This is a genomic window from Paractinoplanes pyxinae, assembly GCF_026626335.1.
In the GTDB taxonomy this organism is placed as follows: Bacteria; Actinomycetota; Actinomycetes; order Mycobacteriales; family Micromonosporaceae; genus Actinoplanes; species Actinoplanes pyxinae.
Window position 1 is genome coordinate 264,257 of record NZ_JAPNTZ010000001.1, and the last position, 17,767, is coordinate 282,023.

At 71.6% G+C, this 17,767-nt stretch carries 15 protein-coding genes; 7 read left to right on the forward strand and 8 right to left on the reverse strand.

The features are described from left to right. Complete coding sequence (locus tag OWR29_RS01240; protein ID WP_267560364.1) at positions 1-1,674, reverse strand: ABC transporter substrate-binding protein; 1,674 nt, start codon at positions 1,672-1,674, stop codon at positions 1-3. Between the two features lie 173 nt (positions 1,675-1,847). Here OWR29_RS01240 and OWR29_RS01245 point away from each other — a divergent pair, with 173 nt between their 5' ends. From OWR29_RS01245 to OWR29_RS01255, 3 genes are all read left to right on the forward strand, one after another. Further along, positions 1,848-4,496: an AfsR/SARP family transcriptional regulator gene (locus tag OWR29_RS01245; RefSeq protein WP_267560365.1), complete on the forward strand. Its 2,649-nt coding sequence runs from the start codon at positions 1,848-1,850 to the stop codon at positions 4,494-4,496. 143 nt (positions 4,497-4,639) lie between these two features. After that, positions 4,640-5,839, forward strand: a complete 1,200-nt coding sequence (locus OWR29_RS01250) for an MFS transporter (RefSeq protein WP_267560366.1) — start codon at positions 4,640-4,642, stop codon at positions 5,837-5,839. Positions 5,840-5,863: 24 nt separating this feature from the next. After that, complete coding sequence (locus OWR29_RS01255) at positions 5,864-6,250, forward strand: hypothetical protein (protein WP_267560367.1); 387 nt, start codon at positions 5,864-5,866, stop codon at positions 6,248-6,250. Here OWR29_RS01255 and OWR29_RS01260 read toward each other — a convergent pair. The 3 genes from OWR29_RS01260 to OWR29_RS01270 all read right to left on the reverse strand — a co-directional run bounded on the left by OWR29_RS01260 (position 6,235) and on the right by OWR29_RS01270 (position 9,573). Further along, positions 6,235-7,119 (reverse strand): aminoglycoside phosphotransferase family protein, encoded by an 885-nt coding sequence (locus tag OWR29_RS01260; protein WP_267560368.1) that lies wholly within the window; start codon positions 7,117-7,119, stop codon positions 6,235-6,237. The genes OWR29_RS01255 and OWR29_RS01260 overlap by 16 nt on opposite strands. Further along, entirely contained in the window at positions 7,116-7,898 is a 783-nt protein-coding gene (locus OWR29_RS01265; protein ID WP_267560369.1) for a transglutaminase-like domain-containing protein, read from the reverse strand. Before OWR29_RS01265 ends, OWR29_RS01260 begins: the two co-directional genes overlap by 4 nt. 244 nt (positions 7,899-8,142) lie before the next feature. Then, positions 8,143-9,573: a glycoside hydrolase family 76 protein gene (locus tag OWR29_RS01270; RefSeq protein WP_267560370.1), complete on the reverse strand. Its 1,431-nt coding sequence runs from the start codon at positions 9,571-9,573 to the stop codon at positions 8,143-8,145. A 130-nt stretch (positions 9,574-9,703) separates the two neighbouring features. Here OWR29_RS01270 and OWR29_RS01275 point away from each other — a divergent pair, with 130 nt between their 5' ends. Together OWR29_RS01275 and OWR29_RS01280 are read left to right on the forward strand one after the other, a co-directional pair. Further along, positions 9,704-10,387, forward strand: a complete 684-nt coding sequence (locus OWR29_RS01275; RefSeq protein ID WP_267560371.1) for a TetR/AcrR family transcriptional regulator — start codon at positions 9,704-9,706, stop codon at positions 10,385-10,387. Then, positions 10,374-11,879: an FAD-dependent monooxygenase gene (locus tag OWR29_RS01280; protein ID WP_267560372.1), complete on the forward strand. Its 1,506-nt coding sequence runs from the start codon at positions 10,374-10,376 to the stop codon at positions 11,877-11,879. The genes OWR29_RS01275 and OWR29_RS01280 overlap by 14 nt, the downstream gene beginning before the upstream one ends. Here the strand turns inward: OWR29_RS01280 and OWR29_RS01285 are convergent. After that, positions 11,876-12,895, reverse strand: a complete 1,020-nt coding sequence (locus OWR29_RS01285) for an aldo/keto reductase (protein ID WP_267560373.1) — start codon at positions 12,893-12,895, stop codon at positions 11,876-11,878. The two genes, OWR29_RS01280 and OWR29_RS01285, sit on opposite strands and share 4 nt — an antisense overlap. Positions 12,896-12,939: 44 nt before the next feature. On the opposite strand from OWR29_RS01285, the gene OWR29_RS01290 reads away from it, so the two are divergent. Further along, positions 12,940-13,239, forward strand: a complete 300-nt coding sequence (locus tag OWR29_RS01290) for a hypothetical protein (RefSeq protein ID WP_267560374.1) — start codon at positions 12,940-12,942, stop codon at positions 13,237-13,239. Here the strand turns inward: OWR29_RS01290 and OWR29_RS01295 are convergent. Beyond that, positions 13,236-14,597: a glycoside hydrolase family 6 protein gene (locus OWR29_RS01295; protein WP_267560375.1), complete on the reverse strand. Its 1,362-nt coding sequence runs from the start codon at positions 14,595-14,597 to the stop codon at positions 13,236-13,238. The genes OWR29_RS01290 and OWR29_RS01295 overlap by 4 nt on opposite strands. A gap of 94 nt (positions 14,598-14,691) precedes the next feature. Further along, on the reverse strand, positions 14,692-15,327 hold the full coding sequence (locus OWR29_RS01300; protein ID WP_267560377.1) for a fasciclin domain-containing protein: 636 nt from the start codon (positions 15,325-15,327) through the stop codon (positions 14,692-14,694). A 134-nt stretch (positions 15,328-15,461) separates the two neighbouring features. Here OWR29_RS01300 and OWR29_RS01305 point away from each other — a divergent pair, with 134 nt between their 5' ends. After that, on the forward strand, positions 15,462-16,667 hold the full coding sequence (locus OWR29_RS01305) for a sensor domain-containing phosphodiesterase (protein ID WP_267560378.1): 1,206 nt from the start codon (positions 15,462-15,464) through the stop codon (positions 16,665-16,667). A gap of 24 nt (positions 16,668-16,691) precedes the next feature. Here the strand turns inward: OWR29_RS01305 and OWR29_RS01310 are convergent, their stop codons facing one another. Continuing rightward, the gene (locus OWR29_RS01310) at positions 16,692-17,714 is read right to left on the reverse strand and encodes a glycoside hydrolase family 11 protein (RefSeq protein WP_267560379.1); all 1,023 of its coding nucleotides are present in this window, start codon (positions 17,712-17,714) and stop codon (positions 16,692-16,694) included. Between the last annotated feature and the right edge of the window lie 53 nt (positions 17,715-17,767).

Consider the following 17,767-nt stretch of genomic DNA (forward strand, 5'->3'; position numbering starts at 1 on the left):
TTACTTGGTCAGCGAAACGGTGTTGAACTCCTCGGCGGTGAGCGGACTGGGCACCAGGCCCTCGACGTTCTTGGTGGTCACGATGGCCGGCGGGGCGTGCCAGATCGGCACGGCGGGCAGCCACTTGGCCGCCAGGTCGCGGTTGACCTGCTCGAACGCGGCCTTCTTGCCGGCCTGGTCGACAGTCGCGTCGGCCTTGCCGATGGCGGTGAACATCTCGGTCATGGCGTCGTCGCCGAACTCGGGCTTGGCCCGGCCGAAGAACGTGCCGACGAAGTTGCCGGGGTCGTTGTAGTCGCCGGTCCAGCCGAGAATGTGCAGGTCCTGCTTGCCGAACTGCTGCACGTCGTCCTTGAAGCCGCCGTTCCACGGGCGCGGGACGCCGTTGACCTTGATGCCGGCCGCCTGCAGGTCGTTGGCGAGCACGGTGAAGATCTCTTGCGGGTTCGGCATGTACGGGCGGGAGACCTCGGTCGGGTAGTAGAAGTTCAGCGTCAGCCCGGTGGCCCCGGCCTCGGACAGCAGCTGCTTGGCCTTGTCCACGTTGTACTCGTACTTCTGCACGTCGGTGGCGTAGCCGAGCACCGTGTTGGGCAGGAACTCGTCGGCCACGGCGGAGCCACCCGGGCCCTTGGTCTGCACGAGCTGGGCTCGGTTGAGGGCGTACGCGATGGCCTGGCGCACCCGCAGGTCTTTGAGCTTGGGATTCTTCTGGTTGATGCCCAGGTAGAGGATGTTGAAGGCGGGCCGGTCGAGCACCTTGTAACCCTCGCCGGCCAGCGCCTTGCGGTCGGCCGGGGCCGGGAAGTCGATGGCCTGCACCGTGCCCGCGCGCAGCTCCTGCTTGCGGGTGTTCTCATCCTTGATGATCTTGATGATCATCTTGTCGACCTTGGCCTTGTCGCCCCAGTAGTCGGGGTTCTTGTTCAGCGTGATCTCGCCGGTGGCCTTGTTCCAGCCGCCGTACGTGAAGGCGCCGGTGCCGGTCGGGTGCTCGTTGGCGAAGGCGCTGTACGAGAACGAGTCGCCGTTCTGGGTGACCTTGTCCGCGTCGTACTGCTTCATCGCGGTCGGGCTGGCGATGGAGAACGCGGTGAGCGTGAACGCGCCCGGGAACGCGCCCTTGTACTTCTTCATCGTGACGACAGCGGTGTTCGCGTCGGGCGCCTTGCAGTTGTCGTAGACCGCGTCCGGGTTGCCGGCGAACCCGCCGAACACGTCGGCGTAGTAGATCATCTGCGACTGGGCGGCCTCGCCCTTCATGTTGTACCAGCGGTCGAAGTTGGCGCAGACCGCCGTGCCGTCCAGCGCGCTGCCGTCGTGGAACTTGACCCCCTGGCGCAGCTTGAACGTCCACACCTTGCCCGAGGGGTCGTTCTCCCAGCTCTCGGCCAGGCCGCCGACCAGCTCGGCGGTGCCCGGCTTGTGGGTGATCAGGGTGTCGTACATCTGCCGGATCGGCCGGAACGACTCACCGTCGTCGTTGAAGATCGGGTCGAAGTTCTTGGGATCGCCCGCGCCCGCGAAGATGAAGGTGCCACCGGCGGCCGAGTCACCGCCACCGCTGTCCCGGTCGCTCTCCGCGCAGCCGGCCGCGCCGATTGTCAGTGCCGCGACGGCGCCGGCGGCGATGACCGCCCGGAGCCTCGTCGCCCGCATTCGTGATGCACGCATCCTGATCCCCTCGTCCTTTGGGTACGGACAGCCACTCGTGACGCTGGTCACCGTTGGCGAGACACTAACCACTCACGGCGAAGAGAGGGCGGGTTGGTATCGGATCGTGTCCTTTGTGGTCTTCAAGATCAGGGATCGTTACGTGTGGATCTTTCTACCCCGCCGGGAGCGCTGTGCTTGAGGTACGTCTGCTGGGGCCCGTCGAACTCTGGGCCGGCGGCCGGCCGCTGCCGGTCGGGGAGCCGCGTCAGCGCACGGTGCTGGCCGCGCTGGCCTGCGAGGCGGGCCGGGTGGTCACGGCCGAGACCCTGATCGACCGGGTGTGGGGCGAGGCGGTGCCGGCCCGGGCCCGGCACTCGCTGCAGTCGCACCTGGCCCGGGTGCGCGGCGCGCTGCGCCGGGGCGGGGTTGATCCGCTGGTCCGGCGCTCGGGCGGCTACCTGCTCGACCTGCCCGCCGACCAGGTCGACCTGCTGCGGTTCCGGGCGCTGGCCGGGGCGCACGGGGACGTCGCGCAATTGCGTTCGGCCGTACGGTTGTGGCGCGGCGAGCCTCTGGCCGGCCTCACCGGTGACTGGCCCGCCGCCATGCGCGCCGCGTGGGACGCCGAACGCCTGCTCGCGGTCGTGGCGTGGGCCGAGGCCGAACTGGCGACGGGCGACCCGGCCGCGGTGATCGGCCCGCTCGGGGCGATCGTGCGGGAGCAGCCGCTGGCCGAGCCGGTCGCGGTCGCGCTGATGCGGGCGCTGCACGCCACCGGCCGCACCGCCGACGCGCTCGGCCAGTACGACGCCCTGCGCCGCCGGCTGGCCGACGAGCTCGGCGCCGACCCCGCCCCGGCCACCCAGGCCGCCCACGCCGCCATTCTGACCAGCAACGAGGCCGCGGCCGTGGCCCCGCTCGAACCGGTTCCGGCCCAGCTGCCGGCCGACGTGGCCGACTTCGCGGGCCGGGCCGGCGCGCTCGCCCAGCTGGACAAGGTCCCGGCGCTCGCCGTCATCGGCGGCTCGGCCGGCGTGGGCAAGACCGCCCTGGCCGTGCACTGGGCGCACCGCGGGGCCGCCCGCTTCCCGGACGGCCAGCTCTACGTCGACCTGCGCGGCTTCGGCCCAGGCGGCACGGCGATGGATCCGGGCGAGGCGGTCCGCGGCTTCCTGGGCGCGCTCGGCGTCCCGGCGCCCCGCATCCCGGCCGACCCGGCCGCGCAGTCGGCGCTGCTGCGCAGCCGGCTGGCCGGTAAGCGGCTGGTGCTGGTGCTCGACAACGCCCGCGACAGCGACCAGGTGCGCCCGCTGCTGCCCGGCGCCGGCGCCTGCGTGACCCTGGTGACCAGCCGCAACCAGCTCACCGGGCTGGTCGCCGCGGACGGCGCCAAGCCGCTGCACCTGGACGTGCTCGACCACGATGAGGCGCGGGAACTGCTCGACCGGCGGCTCGGCCGGGACCGGACCGCGGCCGAGGCCGAGGCGGGCGACGCGATCATCGGGTTGTGCGCCCGGCTGCCGCTGGCCCTCACGCTGGCCGCCGCGCACGCCGTCATGCAGCCCGGGCTCGGCCTGGCGGCGCTGGCCGAGGGGCTGGCCGGCACCCGGCACCGGTGGGCCCCGCTGGCCGGCGACACCCCTGACACCGACGTACGGGCGGTGTTCTCGTGGTCGTACGAGGCGCTGACCTTGGACGCGGCCCGATTGTTCCGCCGGATCGGCGTACACCCGGGACCCGATTTTTCGGCCGCGGCGCTGGGATTCGCGGACGGACTGCGGGAGCTGACCCGGTCGAATCTGATCACCGAGCACGCGCCGGGCCGGTACCGCCTGCACGACCTCATGCGGGCCTACGCGGAAACCCTGGAGACCGACCCGGCGGTCCGCGCCGAGGACGAGGCCCGCCTGTTCGATCACTACCTCGGCACCGCTTTCACGGCAGCCATGCTTCTGGTGCCGGCCCGGTCGGCGCCGGTCGTGCCGATCGAGGCGGCCGGTCAGCCGCTCGCCGACCAGGAGGCCGCGATGCGCTGGTTCGCGGCGGAACGGGCCGTGCTGCTCGCCTGGGCCGCCCGCACCGACGGCGACCGGCCCTGGCAGCTGGCCTGGACGCTGGACACCTTCCTCTACCGCCAGGGCCCGTGGCACGACCTGGTCACCGTGTGGGAGAGGGCGCTGGCCACGGTCCTCGACGAGCCGGCCCGGGCCTACGCGCACACCCGCCTCGCCCGGGCCTGGACCCTGCTGGACCGCGCCGCCGAGGCCGACCGCCACTACCGGCTGGCGCTCGAACTGCACGAGCGGGCCGGCGACCGGGACGGCCAGTCCATCGTCCACCACGAGATGGCGATCCTGTGCGAGCGGCAGGGCCGGATGCGCGACGCCTTGGCCCACGCCGAACAGGCCCTCGAGATCTCCGGCTACGGCAGCGCCAACACGCTCAACACGATCGGCTTCTACCGCGCGCAGCTGGGCGACTTCGCCGGTGCCCTGGAGTTCTGCGAGCGGGCGCTGGCCCTGTTCGAGAACAGCAGCGACGGCGACGACAGCCGGGCCGCCGCCTGGGACAGCCTCGGCTTCATCCGGCACGGGCTGGGCGAGTACGACGCGGCGGTCGAGTGCTACGAGACGGCGCTCGGCCTCTACCGGCAGCTCGGCGACCTGTACTGGGTGGCCGACACGCTCGTGCACCTGGGCGACACCCATCAGGCCTGCGGGCGTACGGCCGACTCGACGGCCGCCTGGCGCGAGGCGCTGACCATCTACGAGGACCTGGGTCACGCCAACGCGGCCGAGGTGCGGCAACGGCTGTCCGCAGGAATTCCGCAGGGTTCATGAGCGATCGTCGAACCCGACCTGACACCAGGGAAGGGAGTTCGACATGACCGCGGACAACAAGGGTGCGACCTGGGGCCGTCGCGGGGCGACCTGGGGCTAGGGAACGAGCGCCGCCCGGGACGTCGGGCGGCGCTTCTCCGCTCATGGCGACCTATCGCGAGCTCTTCGCCTATCGGGAATTCCGTTACCTGTACGGCGGTCAGGTGCTGTCCTACCTCGGCGACCAGGTGGCGGCGGTGGCCGTGGCCGTGCTGGTCTTCGATCGCACGAACTCGGCGCTGCTGTCGGCGGTCGCCTACGCCAGCTCGTGGCTGCCCGGCGTCCTCGGCGGGCCGGTCCTTTCCACGTACGCCGATCGCCTGCCCCGGCGGTCGGTGCTCATCGTCTGCGACCTGGCCCGGGCCGCTCTGATCGCCCTCGTGGCAGTGCCCGGCCTGCCTCTATGGGTGGCGATCGTGCTGCTCTACGCGGCCCACCTGTTCTCGCCGCCGTTCGTGGCGGCCCGCGCCGCCCTGATGCCCGAGATGCTGCCGGGCGAGGCGTACATAGCCGGTAACGGCCTGAGCAACATCACCAGCCAGCTGAGCCAGCTGTTCGGGTTCGTGGCCGGCGGCGTGATCGTCGCGGCCGTCGGCCCGGTGTGGTCGCTGCTCGGCAACGCGGCGACCTTCGTGGCCTCGGCCCTGCTGATCTCGGCCGGCCTGGCCCGCCGCCCGGCCCCGACCCTTTCGGGCGAGACGACCGGGTTGCTGGCCCAGTCGCGCGACGGCATCCGCTACATCCTGGCCGATCCCTGGCTGCGCACCTGCCTCGCCCTGGTGTGGGTGGCGAGCGCCTTCTCGTTCGCCCCCGAGGCGATCGCCTATCCCTGGGCCGACTCGCTCGGCGGCGGCCCGGCCCAAGCGGGACTGCTGCTGGCCGCGCCCTCGGCCGGCTTCCTGCTGGGCGCCATCCTGCTGACCCGCGTGCTGAGCCCCGAAACCCGCGACCGCGTGCTGAGGCCGGCCGCCGTGCTGTCCACAGTGGCCCTCGTGCCGGCCCTCCTCGACCCCGGCCTGCCGGTGGTGCTGCTCCTGCTGGCCGCGGCCGGCCTGGGCGCGTCGTTCATCGTTCCGCTCAACGCCATTTTCGTACGCCGGGTGGCCCCGGAGTTCCGCGGCCGCGCCATGGGCGTGGCCGCCTCCGGCCTGCTGGTCGTCCAGGGCCTCGCCTTCCTCGCCGCCGGCGCGGCCGTGCAGGCCGGCCTCTCACCCTCAACCGTCGTAGGCCTCAGCGGCCTGCTCGGCACGGCAGCCGTCCTGGTCACTCGGATGGCCCGGGTTCCGGCGCGGGCCGACAGCTAGTTCACCACTTCGAAGGGACACCAGATGGTACGGAAGACGGTCGGCCGCGTGCTGGTCATGGTGCTGGTCGCCGCGGCGGGTCTGCTCGTTTCGACCCAGGCGGCGCAGGCCTTCACCCGCAGCGAATTTTGCGAGCGCGAGGGGCTGAGCATCAGCTACTTCGCCGACAACAAGACCTACCTCGGGCGCGCCACGTTCCACTGGTACGCCGGCTACCACACGATCGACATCTACGACGCCGAGCCGCGTGACGGCGCCGTCATGTCGGCCCGGGTCGACTTCGGCGGGGGTGACGTCCGCGAGTTCTACACGTTCGCGCGGATCGACGAGGACGTGTACAAGTGGCGGGCCGTCTGGAACGGGTACGCCTCCCGCTGGTACCCGGAGGACAACTGCTACCCGCAGGACTGATCGGCGTACTCGGAGAAGATCTCGCCGAGGATGCGCCGGCTCTCCGGCTCGTCCTCGACGCTGCTGGCGAGGGTCTTCCACAGCGCCCATCCGCGTCCCCGGGCCCACATCGCGTCGTCCACCGACAGCCGCTCGCGGAAGGCCTTCCGGCCGTCGGCGGTCAGAAGCGTCCAGGCGATCGCCAGGTCGCAGGCCGGGTCGCCGACGCCGCATGTCCCGAAGTCGATGACGGCCGACAGATGGCCGTCATCGAGCAGCAGGTTGCCGCGGGCGATGTCCCCGTGAAACCAGCGGTCCACCCCGTCCCAGGGGGCGTCGAGGGCCGCGGCCCAGATCTCCCGCACCAGGTCCGAGTCGTCGGCATCCTCGACCATTTTGTCGAAAGTGCGCAGAGTTCCGCCCCGGAACCAGTTGTGCACACCCGGGCGCGGGCCGTCGGTGGCGTCGACGCCTTGCAGGGCGGCCAGAAACTCGGCCAGGTCGAGCGCGAACCGCACCGGGTCGGCGATGCTCTCGCGGCTGGCCGGCGCCCCGTCGATCCACCGGTAGACCGACCACGGGAAGGGATAGCCCGCATCCGGCTCGCCCTTGGCCAGGGAAACCGGAACGGGCAGCGGCAGCCGGTCGGCCAGAACCGGCAGCCACCGATGCTCCTTCTCGACCGCCAGGGCGTACTCGGCGGCGCTCGGCAGCCGCACCAACTTGTCGGCGCCGAGGTGAAAGGTCCAGTTGTCCCAGCCGCCGACGGCCACCGGCTTGACCGGAAGCTCGGCCCACTGAGGAAACTGCCCAGCTATGAGCCGGTGCACCTGCGCCACCTCGACGGCGATCCGCTGCGGCACCGGCCCGAGATCCGGGATCTCGCTCATCGCGCGACCGCATCGGCCGGGGGCCGGAGATCGGGATACAACTCGAAGCACTCGCCGACCTCGGCGACCGACACCACGTCGAGCACCTGGTCGAGCTCCTCGTGCGGCTGATCGAGGGGCTCCACCTGCAGCCGGTCGCACCAGTACCAGCCCGCCACCTCGACCTTGTCGAGGGCGCCCACGTCGTTGATCAGGCTGCCCCGCAGTTCGTCCCACCCCCACAGCTCCCCGTTGCCGTACACGGCCGGTTGCGCGGCGCCGGCGCGGCACAGCTTCCACGCGGTCACGCCGTCCTGGAAGTCGTCTCGAGTCAGATCGCTGCGCCCGGTCTGAGAATCGGTGAGAACCCAGCGGGAACCGTCCCAGTACTCGACCACCCAGTGATCGATCCACCGCCCCTTCGCGAAATACCCAGCAAACCCACACCGAACCCGAGCCGCCGTCCCCACAGCGCGCAGCAAGGCACAGTGCAGCAGCGCGAAGTGATAACAGAACCCGTACATCCTCCGCCCGACAGGCCGAGCCCGATCCAAAGGCGCCGAATCAATGCCGACCACGTTGTCCACGATCGCCTCGGCCCCCACGGTCTCGATGTGCGCCCGGCGCCCAGCCGAAAAGCGCAGCCCCCGCACCTTCGCCGTGTGGTTGTGAACCAGCAGACTGCGCACGACCGCACCGAGCGTTTCAGGCTCCGCCGGAAGCCCGACGACCCGATCCCGGTGGCGCCCCAGGTCCGAGGTCACGCTGGGCTGCCGGTAGAACCGTGCGCTCTCCTCCATGAGAAAGGAGGCTACAAAATTCGAGCCGTATCCTCGCCCCGGAGTTCTCGTCCGTCGAGGCCCGGCTGGGTCGGCGACACGGGGGACAACCGGGAACTGCAGCACCGCGGCGTCACCTGTCGACCAGGCCCGGCCTGAGCATGCAGCTGGCGCACCGGGGCCTGCGTGACCTGGTCACGACCCGCCTGCTCGCGCCCGTCGGCCGTACGCTCGCCCGTTGCTGCACCGAAGCGGAGCCGCGGTATCAGGTGGCGGCGTTCAGCAGGTCGAGGGCGGCGTGCTGGCAGGCGTGGGCGCTGGGGACGAAGGGGCCGGCCCAGTGGATGCCGTACTCGTCGAGGGCGTTGCGGTTGGTGGTGTAGGCCGAGGTGGCCTGGCGTTGCAGGTACGTCTCGTAGGCGCCGCCGGTGGCGTCGTTGAGGACGCCCAGGCCGCGGGCGTACTCGCCCTTCCAGGAGGGCTGGTCGCCGGTGCAGCTGGCGCCCTCGCCGGGCTCGCGGAGGATGCTGCCCGAGTTGAGGGCGTTGCTGGTGGTGGAGGCGTCCGCGATGCGGCGGGCCACGGTCAGCGCGTTGGCGTCGCCGGTGGCCTTGTTCAGTTGGACCAGCGCGTTCATCAGGACGCCGGAGTTGTAGGTGAGCGGGCCGCTCGTGCCGCGGCAGGTGCCGAGGTCGATGCGGTCGATCACGATGTTGGCCGAGGTGAGCATGCCGGTGCCGGCGAACCACGTCCAGCCGGTTCGGGCCCGGTCGCGGTAGACGGTGTCGCCGGCCAGGCGCTGGGCCAGCGCGGCGTTGAGCTGGATGTACAGGCTGTTGGCGATGGCCACCTTGGTGGTGCGGGCCGTGTCCCACCAGATGCCGCCGCCGCACCTGGTGTCCCAGTAGGCGTGCATGTGGTCGGCGTCGGCGCGGGCGGTGCTCAGATAGCGGCTGTCGCGGGTCAGGTCGTACGCGGCGATCCAGGCCAGGCCCCACCAGCCGGTGTCGTCCAGGTATTCGTTGCGGAACTGGCCCTGGCGGCTGGCGAGCTGCCGGTCGTACGTGTTGGCGATCGCGTACCGGTAGCTGTCCATCCCGGACACCCGGATGTTGTCGATCAGCGCGGTCAGGGCGTTGGCGCTGGTCCACCAGGCGTTGTCGTCCCACAGGCCGGTGTCCTGGCGGTAGCGCATCATCAGCGCGGTGGCCGCGGCCCGCCCGCGGTCGGCGGCGTTCCATGTGCTGCGGGCCCACGCGGTGCAGGCGATCTCGGGCCGGTCGCCGGCCTTGCCGCACGCGCGCAGGGCGCCGACGCCCCGGTTCACCCAGTCGTCGACGTTGACCATGGTTCCCCTCGCGCCGGTTCCGCCGGCCGGCACCACCGCGCCGCCGAGCCGGCTGCCGCTCGCCCAGGTGCGGCCGCCGTCGAACGACCGGTCCAGCCACACCTCGTCGCCCGCCTGGCCGCCGTCGATCGAGCCCCACCCCATCGAGTTGGCGTCGTCGACGTGCAGCGTGAAGATGCGCCCGTAGAGCGTGCTGCGCACCGGCGTCCGGTCGCCGCCGGCCTGGCCCGCGTCCCGCCCGTCGCAGTAGCGGTTGCAGATGACGGCCGCCGAAGCGGGCGCGGCCGTCCCCACCAGAATGCCGGCCACGATCGCCCCGGCCGTCACGATCCGTCCCCAGCTCACCATGGTCAGGATTCTGCGACGCCGAAGAGTCGGTGAGCCGGTGTATCAGATTTATTTACGTCTATCTAAAAACATTGTTAACTCGCAACGCGTGCTATAAATAGACCGACGGTCGGTCTGACAAAGGAGCGGCATGGCCCGTACGGTGAACGAGCGCGACCATGCGGCCCGGCGCGACGCCATCCTCACCGCGGCGTACCGGCTGATCGCGACCAAGGGCTACCAGCAGATGACCGTGCAGGACCTGCTGGACGACCTGGCCATCTCCAAGGGCGCCTTCTATCACTACTTCGACTCCAAGCCGGCGCTGCTCGACGCGTTCATCGACCGCGTGATCCGCAAGTACGAGAGTCAGCTGGCGCCGGTTGCCGGAAGCGATGAGCCACCGCTGGAGCGGCTACGACAGGCTTTCGTGGTGCTGGCCGGCGCCCGCGTCTGTGACCGGGCGTTCATGGCCGCCCTGCGGGTGCTGCACTCCGACGACAACGCCGTCGTCATGCAACGCTCCCGGGCAGCCGGCATCGCGCGGTTCGGGCCACTGCTGGCGCCGATCCTCCGCGAGGGCGCGGCGACCGGCGTCTTCCGGGTGGAGCGGCCCGAGGCGGTGGCCGCCGCGCTGGTGACCATCGTGCAGGACCTGGTGGACGCGACCGGGCGGCTGCTGCTCGACGACGCGGACTGGCCGGCCGTCGACGCCATGGTCAGCGTCTACACCGAGATCGTCGAACGCACGCTGGGCGTGACGTCCGGGTCGATCGAGATGCTCGACCGCCGCCTGCTCGAGCAATGGGTTGAGGAGCACCGTGGACAACAGTGACCCGAAGCGAACCACCGTCGTCGTGGCCGGAATGGGCCCGGTCGGGGCGATGCTGGCCGTCCTGCTCGGTAGCCGGGGGGTGCCGGTGATCGTGGTCGAGCCCCAGGACCGGCCGTACCCGAAGCCCCGGGCCGCGGTGCTCGAGATCGAGTCGATCCGCATGCTGACGGCGTTGCCCGGCCTGCCCCCGCTCGAGGAGTGGGCGACGCCGCTGGCCCGCAACGGCGTGGTCGACCGCGACCATCGGCCCCTGCTGATGGTCGAGCAGACCGCCCGGGCGTACGGGCTGCCGCAGATCGTCCGGCTCGACCAGCCCGCGCTGGAGGCGGCCCTGCGCGCCGCCGCCGTCGCCACCGGCTGCGTCGAGGTGCTGGCCGGGCGCAGTGTGCGCGGCCTCGAGCAGAACGACGAAGAGGTGAGCGTGCTGCTCGACGACGGCACCCGCGTGACGGCCCAATGGCTGGTGGGGTGCGACGGCACCGGCAGTGCGGTGCGTGCCGCAGCCGGGATCGGGTTCCCGGGCCGGACGTTCGCGCAGCCGTGGCTGGTGGTCGACGCCCCGGTCCGGGACGGCGCCGGCGCTGTGCCGGGGGTCGGCGGCGCCACGGACGGCGGCGCGAGCATCGCGTTCGTGCTCGACCCGGACCGCCCGGCGGTGGCCATGTCGCAACGTGACCGGTGGCGCTGGGAATGGATGCTGCTGCCGGGCGAGGATCCGCAGGCGATGGCCGCGGCCGAGCCCGTGCGGGCGTTGGTCGGCGACTGGGTGAAGCCCGGGGACGTGGACATCGAGCGGGCCACCGTCTTCACCTTCTACGCCCGGATGGCCGACCGGTGGCGGGCCGGCCGGGTGCTGCTGGCCGGGGACGCCGCCCACGCCATGCCGCCGTTCGCCGGGCTCGGGCTGGGCCTGGGGATGCGCGACGCCATCGCCCTGGCCTGGCGGCTCGCGGACGTGGTGAACGGCGTGAGCGGTCCCGACCTGCTCGACGGGTACGCATCGGAGCGCCGGCCCGACGTCGAGAGCTCCACAAAGCTGGCCCTGCGCATCGGCCGGCTGGTGCAGTCCCGCAGCCGTACGGCGATGGGGCTCAGCCGGGCCGTGCTGCGAGTCTTGGCTTCGGTGCCCGGGCTCGGAGCCCGTGCCGGCGGCAAGCCGTTGCCCGCCCGCCGGCTTCCCCGGGCCGTCGCCGGGCCGCTTCCGCAGGCGGGCCGGGTGCTGCCCAATCCGTGGATCAGCGTCCGCGGCGGGCCACGGGTGCGGCTGGACGAGGTCATCGGGTACCGGTGGGCCTACATCGGCCACGGGTGCGATCCCCGGGACGTGGCCGCCGGCATTCCGGACGGCGCGGTGCTGCTCGCGCTCGATCATCCGGACGCCGCGCCGGGCTGCCTGCCCATCGAGGACCTCGACGGTCTGCTGGCCGGGACCGGTCGGCCGGGCCGCGTCACCGTGGCGCGGCCCGACCGTTTCCTGCGCGGAGTGCTTTAAATGGTGCGGCTGCGCTGGTCGAGGCCGAGCGGGCCGTACGGGTAGTCGTTGGGCCGGGGGTCGCTGGCCTCGTTGAGGGCGCTCGTCTCGTCCTCGGTGAGGTGCAGGCCGGCCGCCTTCAGGTTGGCTTCCAGCTGGTCCAGGGTGCGAGCGCCCAGGATCGTGGCGGTCACGCCGGGACGGTCGGTGACCCAGGCCAGCGCCACCTCGGCCATGGAGATGCCGCGGGCCTCGGCGATCCGTTGCACGGCGTCGACCACGTCCCACGTGCGCGCGGAGTTGCGCCGGTCGTAGGCCTCCATCCCGCGTTCCGGGTTGTCGCCGAGGCGGGTGGCGCCGGTCGGCCGCTGGTCCCGCTGGTACTTGCCGGTGAGCCAGCCGCCGCCGAGCGGGCTCCACGGCAGCAGGCCGAGGCCGGCGTCGAGCGCGGCCGGCACGATCTCGTACTCGGTTTCCCGTACGAGCAAGTTGTACTGCGGCTGCAGGCTCACCGGGCCGGCCAGCCCCAGCTCGCGGGCCAGCGCCACCGCCTTGGTCAGCTGCCAGCCGGTGAAGTTCGAGAAGCCGTAGTAGCGGATCTTGCCGGCCCGGACGAACCCGTCGAGGGTGCGCAGCGTCTCGTCGAGCGGGGTGTACGGATCCCACGAGTGAGCCTGGTAGAGATCCACAGCCTCGACGCCGAGCCGGCTCAGCGAGGCGTCGAGCGCCCGGGTCAGATGGCGGGCCGACAGCCCGGCGCCGTTGGGGTCGGACGCCATGGGGAACCGGCCCTTGGTGGCGATCACGACGGCCTCGGTGACGTCGGCCGGGCGGGCGGACAGCCAGCGGCCGATGATGTTCTCGGACTCGCCCCGCGTGTAGACGTCGGCGGTGTCGATGAACGTGCCGCCGGCCTCGACGAACCTGTCCAGCTGGGCGTGCGACACCTTCTCGTCGGACTCGTTGCCGAAGGTCATGGTGCCCAGGCAGAGCGAGGAGACGGCGCATCCGCTGCGCCCGAGCGTGCGATATTCCATACCCACCAGCATGCCCACGCGCCGGGTGCTGAATCATCGTCGGCATGGCAGTGATGGTGGAGATCCACTTCCCGGTGACCGCTGACGACGAGTGGATCGACGACGTCGGCGACTTCCTGATCGACCTGGAGGAGGAGTTCGGCCTCGAGGAGTACGAGGACGGTGAGGAGGTCGGCGACGAGTACGTCTTCTTCCTGGCCGGCGCGCGGGAGCGGACCCTGCTGGCCGCGGCCTCGAAGGTGGCGACCCGGGAGGGGGTGCCGGCCGGCGCGTACGCCATGGTGACCGACACCGCCGCTCCCGAGGTCGGCCTGGGCCGCCGCGTGAAGCTCCCGGTTCGCTAGGCCGTGCAGGTCAGGCCGGGTGCGCCGGCCGGACCCGAGGCGATGAAGCCGAACTCGGCCGTCGCGCCCGGTTGCAGCGAGCCGTTCCAGGCCGCGTTGCGCACGGTGGCCGTCGACCCGCTGACCGACAGGACACCGCCCCAGACCTGGTTCACCGTCTGCCCGGCGGCCAGGGTCCACGACACCGACCAGCCGCTGACCGCGCCGCCGCCGGCCTTGACCGTCACCTGGCCCTGGAAGCCGCCCTGCCACGAACTCGACGTCACGTAGGCGGCGCCACACGCGCCGGCCGGAGGATTGGTCGTCGGGGTAGTGGTCGTCGGCGGAGGCGTGGTGACCGGCGGGGTTGTGGCCGGCGGGGTCGTGGTGGGCGGGGTGGTCGTGGGCGGGTTCGAGGCGCCCGTGGCCAGGCTGGCGGCCAGGTCGGGCTGGAACGAGCCGGCCGCGTACCGGCATCCGTCCGCCTCGCCCGGCGGCTTGATCCACAGGTACGCGTCGATGCTCGCGTCGCCCGTGTCGAGCGTCGGGTAGCGCCCGATCCGCCGGTCTGTGTTGTCGTCGCCGCACCAGTCGCCGGCCGCGCCGCCGTTGCGGCTGGTGTCGATCACCTGGCGCTTGCCGGTGATGCCCCGGCCGGACAGCGAGCTCAGGACCGTACGGCCGAAAGCAGTTTCGTTCGCCGTCGACTGGAAGTTCGAGGCGTTGGTGTAGAAGCCGTCGCCGTCGGCGATGCCCGCGTCGGCCAGGCGGCGGGCCTGTTCGGCCCCGCTGTTCCAGGCCGAGTGCCCGCCGTCCAGATACACCTTGGCCCCGGCCGCCTTGAGCGTCCGGGTCGCGGTGGCCAGCGCCTGGTTGCGGGCGGTGATCTCGCCACTGCTGAGGCAGGTCTGCAGGGCGATCGAGTCGGGCTCGAGCAGGATCAGCGTGGTCCGGCCGGCCAGTCCGCGGGCGATCCCGCTGACCCAGGTCTGGTACTGGGTCAGGTCGGGGGCCCCGCCGGCGCTGGCGCCGCCGCAGTCGCGGTTGGGGATGCCGTACACGGTCAGGGCCGGAACCTGTCCGGCCGCGGCGGCCGCGCCGACGTAGGTGGAGACCTCGGACTGCACGGTGCTCAGATTGAAGTTCGAGAGCCAGCGGGTGGCGGGCTGACTGGCGATCCTCGAGCTGATGAGCGCCGTACGGGAATCGCCGGGGTTGGCCGCGACCCAGCGGGCCACGGCGGTGTCGGGGTCGCGATAGAGGGTGCCGGAAAGGGTGCCGGCCGAGGCGGAACCGGCGGCCAGTCCGACGCCGGCCGCGGCACAGACGAGGGCGGTGGCGGCGAGAGTCAGCCGCCGTGGGGAGAGGGTGGGGGACAAGATGCTTCCTTCCGAAGGGGACGTCCGGTCTGGGAGCGCTCCCAACGGTAACCCCGCGGGTGGGGGCTGGCAACCGTCGCCAGCCCCCGGGGGATCAGGGAAGGTCGATCGGACGCAGCACCCGGTCGATGCCGTGCGCGATCTGCTTGTTGCCCTTGTTGATGTCGAAGCGGATGACGTGCGGGTTGCGGTCGCTGCGGTCGGCGTCGATCAGCGCGACCCGCTTGTGCCACCGCCCGTACACGTCGACCTTGATCTTCGAACCGGCCGCCGTCGTCAGCTTGGCGTTGTCCGACTTCAGCGCGGCCTTGCGGGTGATCGTGGCGCCCGGGACGACGTGGTACAGCAGCACCGACTCGACGGTGTTGATGCCGAGCCCGGCCACCGCGGTGAACGCCGCCTTCTCGCCCGGCAGCCGCTTGGTGTGCTGGATGTCGGCCACCAGCCGGCGGAACGCGAGGTCGTTGGGCAGGAAGGCGGTCAGCGCGACCTTGCCGTCGGCCAGCACGGCGACCTTGCTGGCCGGCTTGGCCTTGAGCACGGCCTGCACGGCGGCGGTCAGGATGTCGTAGTCGTACCCGTTGCGGTCGAAGCCGCTCTTGTCGGCGGTCAGCACCGCGGCCAGCGACCTCGTCTTCAGCGTCTTGGTGTGGGCGGAGGCCGGCGCGGCGGTGAGGGCCGAGGCGGCGACGGCCGCGGTGGCCACGGCGGCGATCCGGGTGAACCTCATCTTCGGGCGTCCTTTCGGATGTCGGGCGGTGGCATCGGCGCCACCAACCCGTACTTCGTCGGGACCACCCGCCTTGGATGCACGCGGCGCGCGTAAGCACTCAAGAGTGAGCCGGGACGGCCGATGGGAGCTTCGTGCAAATTTCCACGGCGCCGGAGGTGGTCGCGGCGCCCGCCGCCGGCCCGGACGATCCGCAGATCGACCGGCTGCTGGAGCTGGCCCGCACGTACCTGGGCATGGAAGTGGCCTGGATCAGCCGGTTCACCGGCGATCAGCAGGTCATCACGGCCGCGACCGGCCTGCTGGCCGGCATGAACGTGACGGTGGGCGGCGGAACCCCCCTCTCCGCCTCGTTCTGCGCGCGGGTCGTGGCCGGGGCGCTGCCGGCCGTCATCACCGACGCGCGCCGGCACCCGGTCACCCGCGATCTCTCGGTCACCCAGGACATGAACATCGGCTCGTACGTGGGAGCGCCCTGGCGTGACGCCGACGGCAACATCGCCGGCATGCTGTGCTGCCTGAGCCGCAGCGCCGACCCCGACCTCGACGTCCAGGCCGCCCGCTACATGAGCCTGCTGGCCGACCTCGTCGGCGACCACCTCGGCAGCGACGCCGCCCGGGCCGGTCAGGAAAGCCGTCAGGTCGAGGCCGTCGTCCGCGACGTCCTGCGTACGCATGCCGTCCGCGCCGTGGTGCAGCCGGTGGTCCGCCTGGCCGACGGCGTCACGGTCGCCTTCGAGGCACTGTCCCGCTTCGAGCCGGCCACCTTCGCCAGCCCCGACCGAGCTTTCGCGGCAGCCGCCGTGTGCGGGCTCGGCATCGACCTGGAACTGCTCGCCCTCGAGCGCGCCCTGCGCCTGCGGGACCAGCTGCCGGCCGACATGTGGCTGGGCGTCAACCTGTCGCCCGAAGCGGTCAGCACCTCGGCCGCGCGTGATCTGCTGCTGCCGTACGCCGACCGGCGGATCGGCGTCGAGCTGACCGAGCACACCCCGGTCGGCGACTACGACGAGCTCAACGCCTACCTGCGGCCGCTGCGGGACGCGGGCATCCAGTTGGTCGTGGACGACGCGGGCGCCGGGTTCGCCAGCCTCAACCACATCCTGCAGCTGCGCCCGGACACCATCAAGCTCGACATCTCGCTGGTCCGCGGGGTCGACCAGGACCCGGTGCGCCGCGCCCTGGCCCGGTCGCTGGCCGGCTTCGCCAAGGAGGTCGGCGCCGCCCTGCTGGCCGAGGGCGTCGAGACCGCCCCCGAGCGGGACGCGCTGCTGGAGATGGGCGTCTTCTACGGTCAGGGCTACCTGTGGGGAAAGCCGCAGGCCCCGGCGCCTCTGTGAGGGCCGGGACCTGCCGGTCGATCGTCAGCTGGTGCGACAGGTGACGGTGGGCCAGGTCCAGTTGCCGTTGGCCATGATCGTCACGCCGAAGTTGTTGCCGTTGCCGTTGGGCCGCGCGGTGACTGTTCCCGTGGTGCCGCTGACCGAGGCGTTCCAGCTGTTCTGCAGGCTCTGACCGCCGTTGAGGGTGAGCCCGACGGTCCAGTTGCTGGTGTTCTGCACGGCGACGTTGAGGTTGAAGCGGTCGCCGTACTGCTGGCCGGCCGAGAGCACCGCGGTGCAGTTGCTGCCGCCGCCACCGCCGGGCGGGGGAGTGGTCGGGTTGCCGCCGCCCCCGCTGCTGCCCTCGCGGACGGTGATGTCCGAGCTGCCCTGGCTCTGGTAGCCCTCGGTGGCCATGATCTGGTAGCTGTGGTTGGTGCCGAGGTTCAGCCCGGCCCGGGCCCACGCGTCGAAGTGGTTGGCCACCGTGATGGTGCCGCTGCTGCGCTTCGACTGCCGGACGCTCCAGTACTGGTAGAACGTCTGGATGCCGTCGATCGAGGGCTGGTTGACCCGCTGGCTGCGCAGGATGTCGTAGGTGCCGCCGTCACTGGTGACGGTGCCCAGCCGGGTGGCGCCGCTGCTCGGGTTGTAGCTGCCGAAGTTCTCGACGATGTAGTACTCGATGAGCGGGTTGCGGGTCCAGCCGTACAGGGCGAGGTAGGTGTTGTTGTTGCCGGGGTTGTAGGTGCCCGAGTAGCTGACCGTCCGGCGGGTGCCGGTGGCCCAGCCCTTGCCGCCCACCCAGTTGTTGGTGCTGCGGTCCCAGCTGCTGGAGTACCGGCCGTCGGCGCGCAGCGTCATGCTGGCGTTGCCGCTGTCCTTCCAGAACGAGAAGTAGTAGCCGTTGTGGGTGCCGGTCGTGTTGGACGAGACGGTGCGGTCGGCCTCGGCGTGCGCGGTGCCGGCCACCATCACGCCGGACACCGTCATCGCCAGGGCGCAGGCGGCGCCGGCGAACAGGCGAAGGCGTCCGCGACGCCGGGGTGCGGGTTCTGCGGTCATTGAGTGCGTCCTCCTCGTGAGGGGCTGTCGGGGATCAGCCCCCCGGCCACGGC

Bases quoted from the DNA above. Each gene is read 5' to 3' on its own strand.
- OWR29_RS01255 (WP_267560367.1), top strand. From the start codon at position 5,864: ATGGTACGGAAGACGGTCGGCCGCGTGCTGGTCATGGTGCTGGTCGCC.
- OWR29_RS01285 (WP_267560373.1), bottom strand. From the start codon at position 12,895: ATGGAATATCGCACGCTCGGGCGCAGCGGATGCGCCGTCTCCTCGCTC.
- OWR29_RS01250 (WP_267560366.1), top strand. From the start codon at position 4,640: ATGGCGACCTATCGCGAGCTCTTCGCCTATCGGGAATTCCGTTACCTG.
- OWR29_RS01240 (WP_267560364.1), bottom strand. From the start codon at position 1,674: ATGCGTGCATCACGAATGCGGGCGACGAGGCTCCGGGCGGTCATCGCC.
- OWR29_RS01275 (WP_267560371.1), top strand. From the start codon at position 9,704: ATGGCCCGTACGGTGAACGAGCGCGACCATGCGGCCCGGCGCGACGCC.
- OWR29_RS01270 (WP_267560370.1), bottom strand. From the start codon at position 9,573: ATGGTGAGCTGGGGACGGATCGTGACGGCCGGGGCGATCGTGGCCGGC.
- OWR29_RS01310 (WP_267560379.1), bottom strand. From the start codon at position 17,714: ATGACCGCAGAACCCGCACCCCGGCGTCGCGGACGCCTTCGCCTGTTC.
- OWR29_RS01300 (WP_267560377.1), bottom strand. From the start codon at position 15,327: ATGAGGTTCACCCGGATCGCCGCCGTGGCCACCGCGGCCGTCGCCGCC.
- OWR29_RS01290 (WP_267560374.1), top strand. From the start codon at position 12,940: ATGGCAGTGATGGTGGAGATCCACTTCCCGGTGACCGCTGACGACGAG.
- OWR29_RS01265 (WP_267560369.1), bottom strand. From the start codon at position 7,898: ATGGAGGAGAGCGCACGGTTCTACCGGCAGCCCAGCGTGACCTCGGAC.
- OWR29_RS01260 (WP_267560368.1), bottom strand. From the start codon at position 7,119: ATGAGCGAGATCCCGGATCTCGGGCCGGTGCCGCAGCGGATCGCCGTC.